The following is a 16,690-nucleotide window of genomic DNA, read 5'->3' on the forward strand; positions in this document are numbered from 1 at the left end:
CCCCTACCCGCGACGGCAGCATGCGCAGCCTGCGCTGCACGGTCCTGGTCTGCGCCAGGACGTCATCGACCAGCTCGAACGGCAGGTACTGAGTCAGCTCACCCACATGCCCCGGCGCGAAAACACCTCCCGCGACCGTGGCCACGGTGGACAGCTGCGGCGACGATCTGGCCGATGACGGGCGCCGCGTGTGGGCCGTCCTCGACGCCGCGCCGCTACGCCGCAGGAAGCCCGCGGCGTAGCGGCCCCTATGAGCACAACGGTGTTCGACTTTTATCCACGGACAAAAGTCGAACACCGTTGTCGAGCCGGAACCTGGTCTCTCAGCAACAGCGGGACGTCAGCGTCCCATGGAGATCAATGGCCCATGGAAGTCAGCTTCTCCCGGAGCGACTTCACTTCCTTCGAGACGGTGACGCCGGGGATGGCCATCAGCCGGTTCACCAGGGCGGCATTCTCGTCCAGGCAAGCAGGGCGACTGATGTTGTTGATGACCCATGTGTCGTCCTCGGGGTAGAAGTCCGCATCGCCTCCGGCATCGACGACGACGATGGGGCCGACCGTGGTCTTGGTCCCGTCGTGCTCGAACACGATGTCCGCCACCCCGTACCAGGGGTTCGTCCAGCCGTGGTTCTTCGGCCCCACGGTGAGAGTCAGGCGATCGATCTTGTTGTCCTCGACGGTGAAGCTGATGTCCTTCGTCTGCTCGTACGGCATCTTCGGCAGGTCGGCAGGCAGCGGAAAGTCGTAGTTCATGGAGATAGCCAGGTCCCCACCGATCTGATGGCACGACGGCAGGCTTCCGGCCTCACGGAGTCGCAACGTGGCTTTGGTGATCAGGGATGGACCGGGAGCACGGTTCTCGAACGTGATGTCGATGTGCGGGCCTCGCAGGCTGGAAAGGGGTTCCTCGCCTTCCGAAGTCTCTTCCTTGCCTTCGATGCCGGCCTTGATGTAAGCCGCGACACGGGAAACCTTCAGCCTGGGCTGGCGGGCGGCCTCCGACGCACCAGTGCTTGCTTGTACGTCCCCACTCTTTGCCTGTGAGCGCCCCGACTCGGACGAGTCGTTGCTGTAGTAGACGGTGATCCCAATGCCTACGACGGCTGCAACAAGGGTCAGCAGGCCGATGATGTTGGCCTTGTGGCTCCAGCGTGATTCCGCGTCGCCGCCAGGTGCAGGCGGTGTGCTGGTGGTAGTGGGCTGCGTACCAGATCCGCCTGTCGGCGTTGCCGGGCTGCCAGCGGACGGGCCGGGTGGGGTCGACGCCGACGCGGGAGCGGATGCAGGTGTCGGCGTGGGTGATGTCGCCGATGGGGGTGTGGCTGACGTCCCCGGCGGAGGGAGCGGAGTCTGTGTGGGCGCGCTGTGCCCGCCTGGCACAGCCGACGAGGGCGCTTGGGCCCCCGATCCGCCGTGCGCAGGATTCCCGTTCTCGCTTCCGCCGGCGCTGCCTAAAGAGTGCGACATGCCTCTCCTCAACTAGCTTGTGGCCCGAGCCCCGTGGGCAGAGGGAGATTATCGAGGCTCACGCTTCTGACGGGAAATCCTTCCGCCCTGGACGATCCGTACGGTCCGCCGGCCGCCCCTCCCCCGGGCAGCCGTCGCCAGCCCCCGACCTCAGCCCAGCCCTCGACTTTTGTCCACGGACAAAAGTCGAGGGCTGCTTCTCGTGTGTGGCCGTCGCAGCGTGCCTCTTGCTGTCCCACGTCCGCCGTGGCGCGGGCTCAGGCAGGCGCCACGCTCCGGAGGTGGACGAGGGCGATGTCCCGCACCTTTGCGACCGTCTCGGGTGCGATCTGTGCCAGCACCGGCAGCGCATGATGCCAGCCCGCACCCGCCAGGGCCTGCCGTACGAACCCGGCTGACGCCTTCGCGTCGCCGGCAGCGGTCGGAGAGGCGGCCAGCGCGAGGGCACGCAGCGTATGGACGAAGGGATCGGGGTCCCCGGGGTCAGGGGCCCTGACCGGGGCGACACGGGCCGGAACGCGGGCGAGGTGACCCGCGACGGCGGCGAATGCTGCCGCGCGGGACCCCGGATCCACCAGCAGATCGGCCACCCGCCGAGCCTCGGAGATATCACCCAGCAATGCATGGACGATGGCGAGGCCGATCGTCGACGAGTGCTCCGGACGGTGGGTCCCCGTGTCCCTGTGCAGCCAGTCCAGCTGGCGGTCGACGTCCTCGCCAGCACCGATGCGCAGAAGGGCGTGTACGAGAACGGTCTCGGCCTGCCATGCCTGCGGCGGCTCGGTCGCGTAATCAAGTGCGTCCTGCACCGCATGGGAAAGCCGGTCCTGGCAGGTCTGCTGCGATCCGGCTGCGGCAGGCAGAAGAGAAGCGAGGCCGGCCAGGAGACCTGCCAGTCCGCGTGGTCTGCTCCGTCCGGCGACCAGGCGCTCCCGCTCCGCCTCGACGAGTCGCGCGGCAGCGGCCGGAGCGTGTACGGCGGTCCCCTCGGCGACGGCGATCCGGGCTTGCCGGGCTGCACTCCGCCAGGCTGCTTTCCGCAGGCGCTCCTGTGGCTGCGCCTGATCGATGAGTTGCAACGCAGCGTCCGGCTCCCCCGCACAAGCCAGGGCCTGTGCGGCGTGGGCCCAGGCGCCAGCGGCGTCGCCTTTCTCCTTGGCCAGAGCCGCCCGCGCAGCATGGGCTGCTTCATGGGCGTGCTTACGGGCATCGGTCCCCTGCCCCGTGTCCACGTACGCCAGTGACACAGCGGCAAGGACCCGAGCGCGGTCGTGGGGGCCGGACGGTTCGGCGGCGATCGCCTCGGCATCCGCTAGAGAGCCGATGCGGACGAGCGCGCCCGCCAGGGCAGGCATCCAGGCGATCAAATGCTCCGGGCCCGAAGCGTACGGAAGCAGTGCCAGAGCCTCGTCCAGACGCTGGTTCGCCTCATGGTCCTTGCCCAGATCCGCCAGCCGGAAGGCTTCGCCGGCCAGCCTGTCGACTTCGGTCCGGTCACCATCCCGGGAGCCATCGCGGTCGCCGCTCTCGTCGCCTTCTGCTGCGGCGATCGCTGCGCGGGCAGGTTCGGTGACGTTCTCCAGCGTCGGTGACTCTGCCCATATGGCCTGCACATGGTGGGCGATGCGGTCGAGGAACCGGTCTGCGCTCTGCGGGGAGATCGCTGCCAGCGTCGACCAGATCTGCACGGCAATGGACGGGTCTTCTTCCGGACGCCCCGCGTCAGCGCCTTGTGCCAGGTCCTCTGCTTCTGCCTCCATCTCGTCGAGGAGCTCCGACGCCGCCACCGGGTGGTTCGGCAGAAGAAGGCGGACTGCGTCCGCCCACGCCTCGCATCTCGCCGTACTCGTTCCCCGGGTCGAACGGAGAAGTTCGAGTCCGGCCTCCTTCTGACGCGTCGCGATCAGAACAACTGCAGCCCGGGCGGCGATTCCTTCGGCCTCCTCGGCCTCCCCCGCAAAGGGCAGGGCCTGGCTGCGGGCCGTACATGCCCAGGTGGCCGCCCCGCGCGCGATTTCCTCGGCCCGGTCGTGGCCGATGTCCGCCAGGACATCGGCCACACCGGTCAGCGCAGCCGCTTTGTCAATGGCGTGAGGGGACGCCATCGCCATGGCCGTGGCCCGCCGGGCGTCCCCGAGCCGGGCGGCCGCGCGGGAGACGGAGCGCGGAAAGGTCCGGGCATGGTGGAGAAGGAACTCCCGGGACGCGGCAACGCCTGCCAGCACGGCAAGATCTCGAAGTGGGTCGACCGTATCGGGCGCCACAGCCAGGTCGAGGTCCGACAGGGCGATGTCCACTCCGGAGCGAGCCACGAGGCGGAGCTGCCGCAGCGGGTCGAGGACGAGTGCCGCCAGCTGGTCGGCAGCTGCGCTGTGCTGCGTCAGGCGGGTGTAGCCGGTCAGGAGGTAGTCCGGAGTGTCCGGCGGCCATCCCGCGGCCCGGTAGGTGGCGGCCCAGGCGTGCAGTTGGGCCTCGTAGCGGGCCAGCTGCCGACGGCCGAGGGCAGCTGCTGCCGCACGGCGCAACTCTTCGTGCGCGAGGACGTACATGCGCAGGTGAGGTTCGCCGGCGACATCCCGCACAGCAAGGCGATCCGTGTCGTCCGGTGCCAGATTGCGACCGGCGACACTGCGCAGCTTGTAGTCCACATCGTACGGAAGCACGCTCACCAGCTCTGCCACGTCGTCGCCGCTCAGAGCGCCTCGGGCCACCGCGAGCAGGCCGACAAGGGGTTGGCCGACGACCGGGTCGGCCAGCAGGGTGTGCAGATCACGCACGGCCATGTCCCGAACGACGCGAGCCTCGGGGGAAGCGGCGAGGCGGCGGACGATGGAGGGATCTCGCAGGGGGTGGTCCTCGGAGACGTCCTCCGGGACGGACGGATTGGGCCGCCCCGACACGATGACGCGCATTCCGGGCGGCGGGTTCTTGGGCAGCAGTGCGGCGATGCTCTGCTCGCCCGGCCCCGCACCACCATCCTCGTCGAGGCCGTCCACGACCAGGAGCAGCGTCCGCTTCCGTGCGGCGCTGGCTTGTGCTGCCGCTTCATAGAGCTCGTGCAGCTGGTCCGGGCGTCGGGGACCTGGTGCCGTGCGCTTCTTCCCGGCGACGGCCGCGAGCTGATCCGCTACGTCGCGCAGGAAGCTGTCCCGGTGATGGGTGCCCAGACGTCCGGCGATGAAGTAGCTGACGGCGTCGACCCCGGCCGGCAGGTGCCGGTGCACGAACCAGGCCAGCAGTGCGGACTTCCCCGCCCAGGCGTCGGCTTGCCAGTAGGCGTAGGCGGGACCTCGCCCGACCGATGCCCTCGCGAAGGCCGCCAGCTCGTCCAGCTCCTGGTGCCTGCCCTCGAAGTCCAGCGGGAGGACGGCTTGCCTGACCTCTGCCGAATGACCGTAGAGACGGCCCACTGACTCGGCATCGATTCGGGGGACCTTGCCGCCCTGTCTGCTCTTCCGGCTCTGCTGCGCCGATCGCAGGCGCGACTGCCACCCTTCGGGGCTGATCTTGCGATGGGTCGGCGAGCGTCGACAGGCGCGCTCTTCCAGGTACGGGATCAGCACCCGCAGGACGTAACGGACGTGGCGCTCCTGCAACGGAACGGAAGGGCGCTTCTTGCTCATCCAGCCGCTGATGGTGGAGTCAGCGACCTTGAACCCGTGCTCCTCGCCAAGGCTGACGAGGTTCTTGAGTCCCAGCTCTGTGCCTCCCCCTGCAGCCTCGTACAGCGCCCGCAGCTCCTTGGCGAAGTGCGTCACGTCCACGCCTTCTCCTGACCGACCGGTCCCTTCGCCGTCTGGCCCTAACTTCTCCGGAAACATGAACACCCTGCTTCTGACCAGCGCACCTACCGTGCTACCGGCTGTCCGGACATCGTCGGAAGGCCTTCCGACGATGCATACCTGTGGGACCGAAGCCCAGCGGGCAAGACCGCCGGGCGACCTTCCCGAAGGGATCGCTATGTCCGTCCTGCCGTCCGTACTCCACGACGCGGCCGCGCTGGCCGCCGCCACCGGCCTGGCCTACACCGCCGCCGTGGTCACGGTCGCCGCGTCCTCGGTGCTCTCCCGCAACCCGGAGCGGCGCCGTGACGCCCGTGCGACGCTGACGATCCTGGTGCGGCGCCGCGGCCAGCGCTGAGGCGCGGGCGATCTGTGCCCTTCCGGTCCTCCGCAGCGCCGCTGCGGAGGACCGGGACCTGGTCACAGTGGCCTGGTGGTCCTGCTCGCGGGGCCGCTACCCTCTCCGCCTGGACGCCCCTCCCCGCTCTGTGGGGATGGCTCGTGCTACGAGCAGAGCAAGCTCTCCTGCCCTGCATCCGCGGGGACCACGGCTGTCTCACCTGTGCGTGAGCCGCCCCGTGTCCAGCTCCTCGGCCGCCGCTCGTGCGGGGGCAGTTGGGATTCCTCAAACCCTGTCATACCAGCCCAATCTGCATGCTACGGTCCTGCCTCATTCCAGCAGGGAACTGTTATGAGCAGAGAGCGATCGGTGCACCTTGGCTGAATTACACCCCCCGCCCGGCGGGGTCATACGTCCCCGCTGGGACCCCCGGCGGCAAGCATGTGCCGAGGCGCTGACGCTCAAGGGCGAGAGGGTCGAGCGGAGCCTCGTCGGACTGCTGGAAGAGGCCGACGAGCTGCTGGCCGTCAGCGGTTCCACCCCGGGCGAGACGGTCGCCGTCCTCGAGTACCTGCTGGCCATCTGCTACGCGTCCGGCACCTGCCCCACCACCGCGACGCAGTGGCAGGACTGGATCGAGGACAAGCACCCGTTGGACCAAGCCGCCGCGTGGCTCGACGGCCGGCCGGACGACGAGGCCTGGGACCTCTTCCACCCCACCGAGCCGCTCGGCCAGAACGCGCTCCTCGCGCCGTACCTCGACGAGCACGGGGCAGGCCCCGCGCAGCTGGTGATCGAGCATGTGGGCGACTACAACCAGTTCTTCGACCACCACCACCTCCAGCACCCGGCCCCGTTACCCGCAGCCGAGGCCTTCCGGGCGATGCTCACCCAGCACGTGTACGGGCCGGCCGGCCGGGCTCGGATCTCCGGCAAGGAGACGCTCGGGCCGACCATCACCAACCTCGCCCTGGCCCGTCTGACCAGCCGCATCCGCGTGGTCGCGCTCGGCTCGACCCTGGGTGAGACCCTCCGCCTCAACCTCGTACCGACCGCCGGCCCCCGTGGTGCGTTCAACCGCTCCTGGACCGCCGGACAGCAGGAGCGCCGGGGCTTTCGGACCAAGCCGGCCGGCCGCGCCGTGAGCGGACCGGCGGACCTGCACAGCTACCTCGGCCGGTCCGTCCTCGTGCGGCCGACGCCGGACGGGAGCGCCGTCGACCGAGTACTGATGGGCGCGGGCGAACTTCTCGACCTCCAACCGTCCCTGCACCTCCAGGACGCCGTCTACGCCGTCGGGGCGGACGGGAGGAGGAAGCCCCTGTGGGCCTCGGCCTCGCGAGCCGTGTGGCGTGACGCCCATGCTCTGTACGCGGCGGTCTGGCACGCCACCACCCCGGGCTTCGTCAACAAGGGCGAGAACCTCTACGAACGCCTCGCGCTCTTCCCCGCACCGGACGTCCTGCCCGAACCAGGCCGGCCTCGCTCACGCAGCATCAGCCTGTGGGCGGTCGGTCTCGTCGCCAAGCAGACCACAGCCATCACCTGGGTCTCCGGAGTCTTCCCCTTCGCCCCGGGCCTGGAGGCGAAGCTGTACCGGGCCTCGAAGCGTGGATCGCTGATCGCCGAGCACGTCGCGGCGAGCCTGAGCAAGGCCGCGTACGCGGCATGGGTCATCTCCTATCCCAATCCCAAGCCGGCCGACAAGGCCGGCCAGATCGCCCGCTTCGACGTGCGGTGGAAGCACTGGGAGGCGACGGAGGAGGCCTTCATGCTGCTGCTGGACGAGACCGCCGCGGGAGAGGACGTCCACGAGTGCCTCTACGACTACGCCTCGGTGCTCTCCACCGCCGCCAGGAGGTTCCTCACCGAGGCCCTCGACTCGCTGCCCAGGAACTCCCGGGGCTCCCAGGCGCGAGCCGCGGCACTGCGCCGCTTGGACGACGAGTTGGCGCACCCCAAGGCTCCGGACGAACTTCAGGGGGGTACCGCATGAGCACCGACACCACGCCCGAGAGCCGGATAGGCCGTGCCGCCTGGGAGGAGAAGCCTCCCAGCGAGCACCTTGCGGCCTGGCTCGCCGCTCTCGTGCACAACCGGGAGTACGGGCAGCTCGCGCAGCTGCGCCGACCCCGAGTACGGACGAACGCGCACATCAGAGCCGGCTGGTTCAACCCGGAGCAGCGCGAGGTCTACGAGCAGGTGGCCTTCCTGTTCGCGATCTACCACCAGGGCGCGGCGAAGCCCTCGTACGGCTTCGGCAGCCTGGGCGACGCCGCCCGCAGGATCGGCAGCGGCATCGGGCGCGGGCCGGACGACCCGGGCGCGTCCCGGCTGATCGACCGGATCGTCGCGAGCCGCAGAATCCCGTGGCGCCACCTCCAGCACGCCGTCGCCCGGCTGCGCGCCTGCGACCAGAAGCCGCCTTCCTGGGCCCAGCTCGCCGACGACCTCAGCCGGTGGAGCGACCGCAAAGCCCGCATTCCCTACCACTGGGCCGTGGCCTTCCACACGCCTCCCACGCGGTCCAGCAACGCCGGGAAGAGCAACAGGACCGCCGACACCATCACCGCCGACACGACCGAGAAGGGCACCACCCTGTGACCAGCAACGCCTCCTTCACCGGTAGCCCGTTCCTCTCCCTGCACCTGCTGGAGACCCTCGTCGCGGTGCTGCCCGTACGCGACGAGAACGGCTCGCCCAAGTCGATCGTCTACGGCGGCGCCGAGCGCCACATGATCACGAGCCAGGCGCGCCGTCGTGCCGAGCGGGTCCACGCCCGGGACCGGGCCAATGCGGGTATCGGCGCCCTGGCCGGACGCAGTACGGGCATCCGTACCCGTGAGTGGGCGCTGATCACGGCACGGGCGCTGGTCTCCGAGCACGGCTGGGAGAAGGAGGAGGCGGTCAGGGCGGCCCGCGCGGTCATCGAGGCCACGGGGCTGAAGTTCGGCGACCCCGCCAAGAAGACCGTCGCCAACCTGACCAAGGTACTCCTGTTCGCCCCGTCCGACGCCGGTTCCCGCATCGCCGCCCACATCGACGGGCAGGAAGAGCGCCTCCGGGCATGGACGACCGGATACGTGGCTGCGCAGGCGGCCTCGGTGAAGCCCAAGAAGGGCGCGCGCAAACCGGCCGATGCCAGAGCCGCCGCGGAGACGGAGGACGCGTCCGAGGCCAAGTCCCTCCCGACGTTGCCGGCCGAGACCCGCGCCGCCGTCCTGGCGGCCCTCGCCCCGCGCGACGCCATCGACATAGCCCTCTACGGCCGCTTCCTCGCCGAGATCGCCGACTCCCCCAATGTGGACGGCGCCATCCAGACCAGCCACGCCTTCACCGTGCACGAGGCCGAGCAGGTCGACGACTTCTACGCCGCTGCCGACGACGCGAAGCTGGACCGCAAGAAGAACGCCCTGGACTTCCTGGACGCCGCCGACGACTCCGGCGCTGGAATGACCGGCTACCAGTCCCTGATCTCCGGCACCTTCTACCGGCATGCCGTACTCGACCGGGTCCGGCTCCGCCGGAACCTCCAGGCCGCCGGCATGGACGCCCCGGAGGCGGAGGAGGCGGCCGGTGAGGCCGAGGAGGAGTTCGTCAACGCCTTCGTCGACGCCTTCCCCGAGGCGAAGAGGAACTCCACCGCCTCGACCGGATCGCTGCCCGCTCTGGTCCTCGCCTTCGAAGGGGACCGTCCCTACAACTACGCCGCCGCCTTCCAGCGGCCCATCGACGAGAACCCCGAGGAGAAGGGCGGGGAAGGCCCTGCCGGCCCAGCTGCGGTCAGGCGGCTGCTGGCCCACCACGTCTTCGTCAGCAAGCGCCGCCAGGACATCGGGGCTGCCCGTGTGCTCACGTACGACCCGCAGATCGACAGCCTGCTCGGGGAGCTGGATGCGCTCGGCGCGAAGCCGGTGACGTCCATCGAGGAGCTGACGGCGTGACGCACGTCCTGTTGGTGCGGCTCGCCGCTCCTCTGCAGTCCTGGGGGGCGGTGTCCCGCTTCTCGCGCCGCGACACCCACAGCCGGCCCACGAAGTCGGGGGTGATCGGCCTGTGCGCCGCAGCCCTCGGCAGGGACCGCACCGACCCGGTGGACGACCTCACCGAACTCCTCTACGGCGTCCGGGCGGACCATCCCGGAACCCCGGTACGGGACTACCACACGGTCGGAGCCGGCAGCTATCCGCTCCGCCCCCGCGACATCGTCACCGACCACCGTCGCGCCGCGGCCGTCTCCACCAGCCTGGAAGCGGCCACCGGTACGAGCTTCGGCCACCACGAGCTGGCCGGTTGGTACGGCGCACCGAAGAAGATCGCTGCCGACCCCGTCTCCGGGACCCTGGTCTCCGGTGAGCTCTCGCGTACGGCGCTGGTCACCGAGCGCTGGTATCTCTCGGACGCGGCCTTCCTGGTCGGGCTCCAGCACGAGGACCGGAGTCGGCTGGAGGAGATCGCCCACGCTCTGGAGCACCCGAAGCGACTGCTGTGGCTGGGCCGCAAGTCGTGCCCGCCCTCGGGCACCCTGGCGGCCGGCATCCTGCCCGGCACGCTCGCGCGGGCCTTCACCGCCAAGCAGTTACTGCCGGCTGCGGAAGACCCGGTGACGGGGCGCCGTCCATGGGCATGGATCCAGGCCCCACCGGGAGCATCCGGGGCCTCACCCGTCCACGACCAGCCGGTCAGCTTCGACTCCGCACGGCGGGTCCACACCACGCGCTGGGAGACCCGTACGCGCGTCACCATCGCCCCGACCGCAACCGGATGGGACCTCATTCCGTGAACAGCACGCGCGCCACGACGGCCCGCTTCGTCACCACCCACTCCGTCCTGACCATGGACGCCCGCCATCCCTACGTCGCGAAGTCCCTCGTGGACGCACAGGACATGCACCGCACCGTGATGAGCGGATTCCGGGGGTGGGTCGAGGACGGCGCCCCTACCGCCCGGTCCCAGATGGGCGTCCTGTCGACATGGTCGGTGGACCTCAAGGCAGCGGCTCTCGTCCTGGTCGTCCAGTCCCGGGTCCCGGCGGACTGGAGTGCAGTCCCCCGGGACGCCCTCACGGACAAGCCCCACACGATCACGGTCGACCGGACCTTCCGGGCCGGGGACGTTCTCGGCTTCCGTACGGTCGTCAACCCCACCCGCACCAGGCCGTCGGGCAGGCCGGTCTCGGAGAAGGTCCGCGGTTCCAGGGTCCCCCACAGCAACCCTGAACACGTCAAGAAGTGGTTCGTCGGGCGCCTCCAGGCGGAGGGTGAGCCAGCGGTCACCGAGGCGGGTGTGGTCAGGATCGGAGCCACGGCCGACCCGGACGGCCTCGCCATCCGCATGCTTCCCACGGTCTCCAGCCCCGCCCCGCACAAGGGCCTGAGGGTCGCCCGTGCGGAGATCCGCGGAACCTTGACCGTTACCGACCCGGAGGTCCTGGTGAACACCCTCTCCAACGGCCTCGGCCACGCCCGCGCCTACAGTTGCGGGCTGATACTGACAAGGTGAGCGGACACGGCGGGGTCCCCGACTTTCGTCCGCGGACAAAAGTCGAGAGCTCCACGTGTCTGGCCCGCGGCCTGGACGAGTCCTGTCGGAGGCCATGCCGAGGCCGCTCCATCCCCTGCCAGCGCATCGCGCCTTGCGGGGGATGATCCCGGGATCAGGCGCATCCGTCGCCAGAATGCTTCCCGTATCCCGCGCTCGTGGGAATGAACCTCACAGCACAAACCGGAGTTGCTCCGGCGTGAACTGATCCCTGCGCTTGCAGGGAATGAACCCGCGGTCGGCCAGATACTGAAGACCGGCCTGGCGTGTTCCCTGCACCCCGCAGGGATGAACCGTTCTGACCGAGTGGGGGCAGCATTCCCTCGGCTTGCTTCCTGCACCTGCTCCGATCGTCGCGGAGCGCATCTGGGCCCTGCAGTTGTCAGGGTCCGCGGTCAAGTTCCTCCAGTACCTCATCTCCCGGAGCGACTTCAGGGGAACGCTGCCGGTACGGCAGAAGGACTTGGCTGCGGAGTACGGCGTCACGCCGCAGGCCGTCAGCGGACTCCTGGCGCCGCTGTGCGAGCTGAACATCGTGCTCAGGCCGCGCAGTGAAGAGCGCAACGGCAACTCGTACCGGCTCCACCCGCTGGCGGCGAAGTACGAGACCCCCGAGGCGATGGAAGCGGCATTCCGTGCGACCCTCGCCCGGATCCAGGCGGGGGACCTCCCGAATCTGAAGCTCCCGGCCTACCAGCAGACTCCGCCGACCCCGACGGGCCGGCCGAAGCTGCAGGTGGCCCCAGCCGGGGCGAGCCGGACAAGACAGAAGGCCCTCACCATGCCGGTGGGGGCCTTCCGCGCCTGAGTAACAGTTGGTGCCTTCACTATATCCGGCGGGCCTGGGCTCGGCGTGGTTGGGGCTGCGCCGAGCGTGGCAGCCGTGTCCTGTCGGCATGCACGGCGAGGCCGTCGTAGGGCGCCATGGACGGCGCCGACGCTGGTTGCAGAGCGCTTGATTCCAGGAACCCGCCCCGAGGCGACGTCGTGAGACTAAAGTGGCCGGTCACGTAGCTTGCTCCGCACATCGCGGAGATGAATCTCACTGCCTGTTCGTCGCCACGGCCAACCCGCTGTGCTCCCGGCGTCCGCAGGGATGGACCGTACACGGGGCTGTGGCGCCGACGGATGATCTTCTACGCCCCGCGGCTGAGGGGATGACCCTGAGGTCATGAAGTTCGTCTGGCCGCTGATGGTCTGCCCCGCCTGCGGGGATCAACCTCAGATCGTCGCCTCTGAGGACGCGCTCTAGGGCTGCTCCCCGCAGGCGTGGGGATGAACCAGACATTCTGCGACCCGGATACATCGACGTGGTCTGCTCCCTGCACCTGTCGGGACGAGCCCGTGGTGCTGCCCTGAGGAAGGCCGGAGTCGCGCGCTTCGACCCGTACACACGGGATGATCCGGCGGACATGGCCGTACGTACGGCCGTTGGCCGCTGCCCCGTGCACACCCAGGGGATGAACCCACCATGCGGGCTTGTGCCCGGTCGTTGGCGGCCTGTTCCCTGCACGTGTGGGGATGAACCTGCGTACGAATGGGACGCCCAGTGCATCGGCCGTTGCTCCCCGGGTGGGGATGAGCCCGAGCTGACGACCGAACCCTTCTGGGGCTGGTACTGCGCCCCGCATAAGCGGGGATCCATCAAGGATGCCGACCCGGCGATGGTCAGTTGGGACCATCTTGGGGCTGAGACTGCCACGTGTGCGCGGAAAGCGACTCCGCCAGGGTGGAGAAGAAGCGCTGTTCGCGCCACGACTCCAGGTTGCCGATCACGAACAGGCGCCGTTTGGCGCGGCTGACCGCGACGTTGAGGAGGTTCGGGCGGGCGGCGGCCCAGGCGCGTGCGCCCGGGCGGCGCGGGTCCGTGCCCAGGACCAGGACGACGACGTCCGCCTCCTTGCCCTGCGTCGTGTGCACCGTGCCCACCCGCTCGGCCGGCACCAGGCCCCGGCAGACCCGCTGCGCCCCCGCGACGACCTGGCGGAACGGGCTGATGACGTACACGTCCCTGCCGAGGTCCACGCCCCCGTCGTGCTTCAGCCGCTCCAGCACCCGCCGCAGCGCCCGCCCCTCCTCCGGGATCCAGTGGCCCTCCGACTCCGTCGACACGACGTCCACCCAGCTGCTGGCCGGCCGGTACACGTACGGCTCCCGCGCTCCGGGGTCCGTACCCTGCACCATCAGGCCGTCGTAGGCGACGGCGTTGCTGATGGAGAACATCGGGTCGTCGCACCGCCGGTGCACCCGCAGCGGCGATCCGACCCACACCTCGTGGCTGCCGTCCGGCAGCTCGGCAGGCAGCAGGGTGCCGTAGCGGTTGGCCCGGTCGGCGAGCTGCTGCACCGATGTGCGGCCCGGCGCCCACTCCTCCGCCGTCCCGAAGTCGTCGCGCAGTGCCCGCTGCGCCGTCCACGGCAGGACCACGACCGGCTCGAGCTGCAACGGGTCGCCGACGACGACCGTATGGCGGGCACGCCACATGCCGCCCACCACCATCTGCGGAGTCGCCTGCCCGGCCTCGTCGACGAACAGCCAGCCCAGCGCCTCCTGGCCCAGTCGCCCGAAGACCCGGTCGAGGGAGGCGAAGGTGGTGGAGACGACGGGTACGACGATGAACAGACTCTGCCAGGCGGCCCGAAGGTGCGTCTCGGGCACGGTCCTCGGTACCGCCCCGGTGACGGCGTCCATGGCGGCCATCAGGTTCGCGTACATCGTGCGTGCCGTGCAGCGCAAGAAGGCCTGGTGGAGGTCGAGTGCGGCCAGGAACACCTCAGTACGGGCTTTCGTGATGTCCGGGTCGGACCAGGGGGCGGAGCGTTCGCGCGCCGAGGCGTCGGTGAGCCAGGCGCCGTCGGGGACGAACCCCTCCCAGCGCTTGCCCGCCTCCGCCAGCGTCTGCTCGATGCCGTCGGCCCGCGCATGGGCGGCGTCCTGCGTCTCCTGACGGGCACGCAGCTGGGCGGCTGCGGCGGCCACAGCCCCGTGTACGCCGTCCCGCCCCGCCTGGGCCGCATCGCGAGCCCGCCGTGCGTCGTCGACCAGGCCCGCCACGTCGGCTTCCTGCGCGTGCCAGTCGCGGGCGGCGCGGCCCAGGGTGAACAGGCTCACCGTGAAGCCCGGGCGGCGGGCCAGATGTGCCTGATGGGTGCGCTCGGCCTCCGACAACGCCCGCTGGGCGTGGGAGAGCGCGGCCTCGGCGGGCGGGATCGTCCCCCGTAAGCGGGCGAGCTCCGCCGCACCCTGTTCCACGCCGAGCCGCGCCTCGCCCAAGGCCCCGTACGCCGCCGCGCGGCCGGCGTACGCCTCGGCGGCGCCGGCCCGTTCCGCCCGCAGCCGCTCGACCTCGGCCAGCGCGGCCGTGAACCGCTGCTTTGCCTCGCGCCACACTCCGCTCTGCGAGGTGTCACGCCACTCGCGCAGCAGGTGGGAGAGACCACTGCCGCTGTCGAGCCACGCGTCGCGGGAGCGGCGGCCGTCGGCCTGCGGCGGGACGGGCGGCGGGGGCGGGGCGCCCGCGTCGGTCCGGCGGTACTTGCCGTTCCAGAAGCGGTTGACGAACTCCAGGCGGTTCTTCTTGTTGCCCAGGCGCGCGGCCACCGCGCCCCAGGCCGGTTCGCCCTTGAGGAGGCGGGTCGCCTGTTCCGCGAAGTAGTCGGCGTCTTCCCGCCACGGCCGGCCGAGCGCCGCGCGGGCGGGGATCTCGGTGGAGATGTTCTCCACCGCGCCGTTGTTGGCGGAGGCGACGACCATCTCGAAGCCGGTGAACTCCGGGCGCAGCGGGGTGACCGTACGGGTGTGGTCACCGCTCTTCCAGACGTACGGAGCCTGGTCGGCGAAGGCCTGCGACGGCAGGCGCAGCGCGGCCAGGCGGCGGGCGCGTTCGACGACCGCGGCAGCGAAGCAGTCGCGCAGCATGGTGGTCTTGCCGGTGCCGGGAGGGCCGTTGACGGCGAAGAGCCCGGCCGCTGGGGCGAGCTCGGTGTGGATGGCGTTGACGGCGAACTGCTGGCTCAGCGTGAGCGGGTGCGCCGCATCGGCCGGCCATCGGCCCGCGGGAGTACGGGACGGGGCGACGCCGGCGAGTGCGGCCTCGGGGTGCAGCCGTAGATCGATCCGGCGGGCCTTGTCGAGTGCCGCGGCGGGAGTGAGGTAGGCGGCGAGCCCGGGGCCGGGGTTGCGCCGGCTGAGCTCGCGGGCCACCAGGTCGAGGTCAGCGGCGAAGAAGCTGTCGAGGAAGTCCTGCGGGTCGGCGTCGGCGGATCCGGCACCTGCGCCGCGGTCGAGGCGCACTGCGACGCTGCGGACGCGCAGCCCGACAGGCTGGAGCGCGGCGGAGACTCCCCAGGCGCGAGCCAGCTCGTCGACGAACCCGAACAGGTGCCGAGAGGTGATCGCCGCCGACCCCACAGGGGCCACGACCTCCGAGTCCCCGCCGCCGCCCACGGGGGCGGCTCCGACTGGATTTCCGAGGTCGGCGGCGCGCCGGTTCCAGGCGTCGGTCTCTTCTTCGAACCCGTCGAGCCAGCCACGGCTCCCGGGACCGGGGGCGATCGCGCGGCCGGTCGCCCAGGCGCAGGAGGAGAACACGGGTGAGTCCAGTACCAGCCGGCCCTCGTCCGTGACGGTCATGGCGAACAGCGCGGTCTCGCCGTCCATCCTGCCGTCGTGGTCCTCCTCGCTCTCCCCGAAGACGTTGAGCAGGGTGTCCCGGACCGCCCTGAGGGCGTACGTCCCGCCGTAGACGACGTGCTGCCACCCGTACCCGGACTCCAGCGGTACGGACCGCAGCGGATGCCCGGCCTCCCATGGCATGGGCTGGTCAGCCTCGACCGCGCACACCCGCTCCCGGGCGGACAAGGCCGGGACCTTCTGCGGACCGAACAGCTCCACCGCCCGCCAGTACCCGACGATCCCACTCCGCCGCCGGCGCTCGTCCCCCACCACGCCCGCTCCCGTCGTCGGTGATCACTGCATCGCACCTTACGGGGGTCCGTGAGGGTGGGTCAGGCGGTTGCGCTGGCTGGTGTCGTGCAGGGCACGCAGCGTGCTTGGGCGCACGGAGGCCGCGCAGCCTCCAGCTGCTCGTGTGTTTGCCCCGACGTCGGTCCGTGGCACATGAGTGGGCATGGAACTTTGCGTGACCAGCGGGGGTTTGGTTCGACTGTCCGATTCGGTGGAAGTGCTTACGGGCAGCCTTTCGCCCAACATAGACTCCCTGGTCACGACCTCTGTTTCCCGCGCACGCGGGGATGAACCCGGTCACTCCGGCGCAGGCATAAATGGATTCGACTGCTTCCCGCGCACGCGGGGATGAACCCAGCACGGCAACACCGGGGAACAGGCCATCGCCCTGCTTCCCGCGCACGAGGGATGAACCCATGGCGTCAGGGGAGAGCCCGGACAGCAGTGCCTCCGTCCCGCGCACGCGGGGATGAACCCGCCAACTCAATGCTTTACGGCGCGGCATGGCGCTGCTCCCCGCGCAGGCGGGGATCTCGCCGTGCATGTCCCGGATCAGGCTGTGGGCGTCGGGATGAGCTGCACGGCTCGTCCG

At 70.3% G+C, this 16,690-nt stretch carries 11 protein-coding genes; 7 read left to right on the plus strand and 4 right to left on the minus strand.

What is annotated here, in order from left to right:
• The 3 genes from GPJ59_RS12125 to GPJ59_RS12135 form a co-directional block, all read right to left on the minus strand.
• The coding region (locus GPJ59_RS12125; RefSeq protein WP_219667077.1) for a transposase domain-containing protein at positions 1–154 on the minus strand (154 nt) is incomplete at its 3' end.
• A gap of 203 nt (positions 155–357) precedes the next feature.
• A complete protein-coding gene (locus tag GPJ59_RS12130; RefSeq protein WP_219667053.1) occupies positions 358–1,470 on the minus strand; it encodes a hypothetical protein in 1,113 nt (370 codons plus the stop codon).
• Positions 1,471–1,727: 257 nt separating this feature from the next.
• Positions 1,728–5,234, minus strand: coding sequence for a hypothetical protein (locus tag GPJ59_RS12135; RefSeq protein ID WP_219667054.1), 3,507 nt, complete (start codon positions 5,232–5,234; stop codon positions 1,728–1,730).
• A 196-nt stretch (positions 5,235–5,430) separates the two neighbouring features.
• On the opposite strand from GPJ59_RS12135, the gene GPJ59_RS12140 reads away from it, so the two are divergent.
• The 7 genes from GPJ59_RS12140 to GPJ59_RS12170 all read left to right on the plus strand — a co-directional run bounded on the left by GPJ59_RS12140 (position 5,431) and on the right by GPJ59_RS12170 (position 11,941).
• Positions 5,431–5,610, plus strand: a complete 180-nt coding sequence (locus GPJ59_RS12140) for a hypothetical protein (protein ID WP_219667055.1) — start codon at positions 5,431–5,433, stop codon at positions 5,608–5,610.
• A gap of 358 nt (positions 5,611–5,968) precedes the next feature.
• Positions 5,969–7,588 carry a type I-E CRISPR-associated protein Cse1/CasA gene (locus GPJ59_RS12145; RefSeq protein ID WP_258024273.1) on the plus strand — a complete coding sequence of 540 codons (1,620 nt, stop codon included), beginning with the start codon at positions 5,969–5,971 and terminating at the stop codon, positions 7,586–7,588.
• Positions 7,585–8,196 carry a type I-E CRISPR-associated protein Cse2/CasB gene (gene casB, locus GPJ59_RS12150; RefSeq protein WP_219667057.1) on the plus strand — a complete coding sequence of 204 codons (612 nt, stop codon included), beginning with the start codon at positions 7,585–7,587 and terminating at the stop codon, positions 8,194–8,196. Before GPJ59_RS12145 ends, casB begins: the two co-directional genes overlap by 4 nt.
• The gene (locus GPJ59_RS12155; protein ID WP_219667059.1) at positions 8,193–9,536 is read left to right on the plus strand and encodes a type I-E CRISPR-associated protein Cas7/Cse4/CasC; all 1,344 of its coding nucleotides are present in this window, start codon (positions 8,193–8,195) and stop codon (positions 9,534–9,536) included. Before casB ends, GPJ59_RS12155 begins: the two co-directional genes overlap by 4 nt.
• Positions 9,533–10,375 (plus strand): type I-E CRISPR-associated protein Cas5/CasD, encoded by an 843-nt coding sequence (gene cas5e, locus GPJ59_RS12160; protein WP_219667060.1) that lies wholly within the window; start codon positions 9,533–9,535, stop codon positions 10,373–10,375. The genes GPJ59_RS12155 and cas5e overlap by 4 nt, the downstream gene beginning before the upstream one ends.
• Positions 10,372–11,094, plus strand: coding sequence for a type I-E CRISPR-associated protein Cas6/Cse3/CasE (locus tag GPJ59_RS12165; protein ID WP_219667061.1), 723 nt, complete (start codon positions 10,372–10,374; stop codon positions 11,092–11,094). Before cas5e ends, GPJ59_RS12165 begins: the two co-directional genes overlap by 4 nt.
• Positions 11,095–11,461: 367 nt before the next feature.
• Positions 11,462–11,941, plus strand: a complete 480-nt coding sequence (locus tag GPJ59_RS12170; protein WP_258024274.1) for a hypothetical protein — start codon at positions 11,462–11,464, stop codon at positions 11,939–11,941.
• 860 nt (positions 11,942–12,801) lie between these two features.
• On the opposite strand, the gene GPJ59_RS38470 is transcribed toward GPJ59_RS12170, so the two are convergent.
• Entirely contained in the window at positions 12,802–16,080 is a 3,279-nt protein-coding gene (locus GPJ59_RS38470; RefSeq protein WP_219667063.1) for a DEAD/DEAH box helicase, read from the minus strand.
• Between the last annotated feature and the right edge of the window lie 610 nt (positions 16,081–16,690).

The sequence above is a fragment of the Streptomyces bambusae genome, from assembly GCF_019400985.1.
Classification (GTDB): domain Bacteria; phylum Actinomycetota; class Actinomycetes; order Streptomycetales; family Streptomycetaceae; genus Streptomyces; species Streptomyces bambusae_A.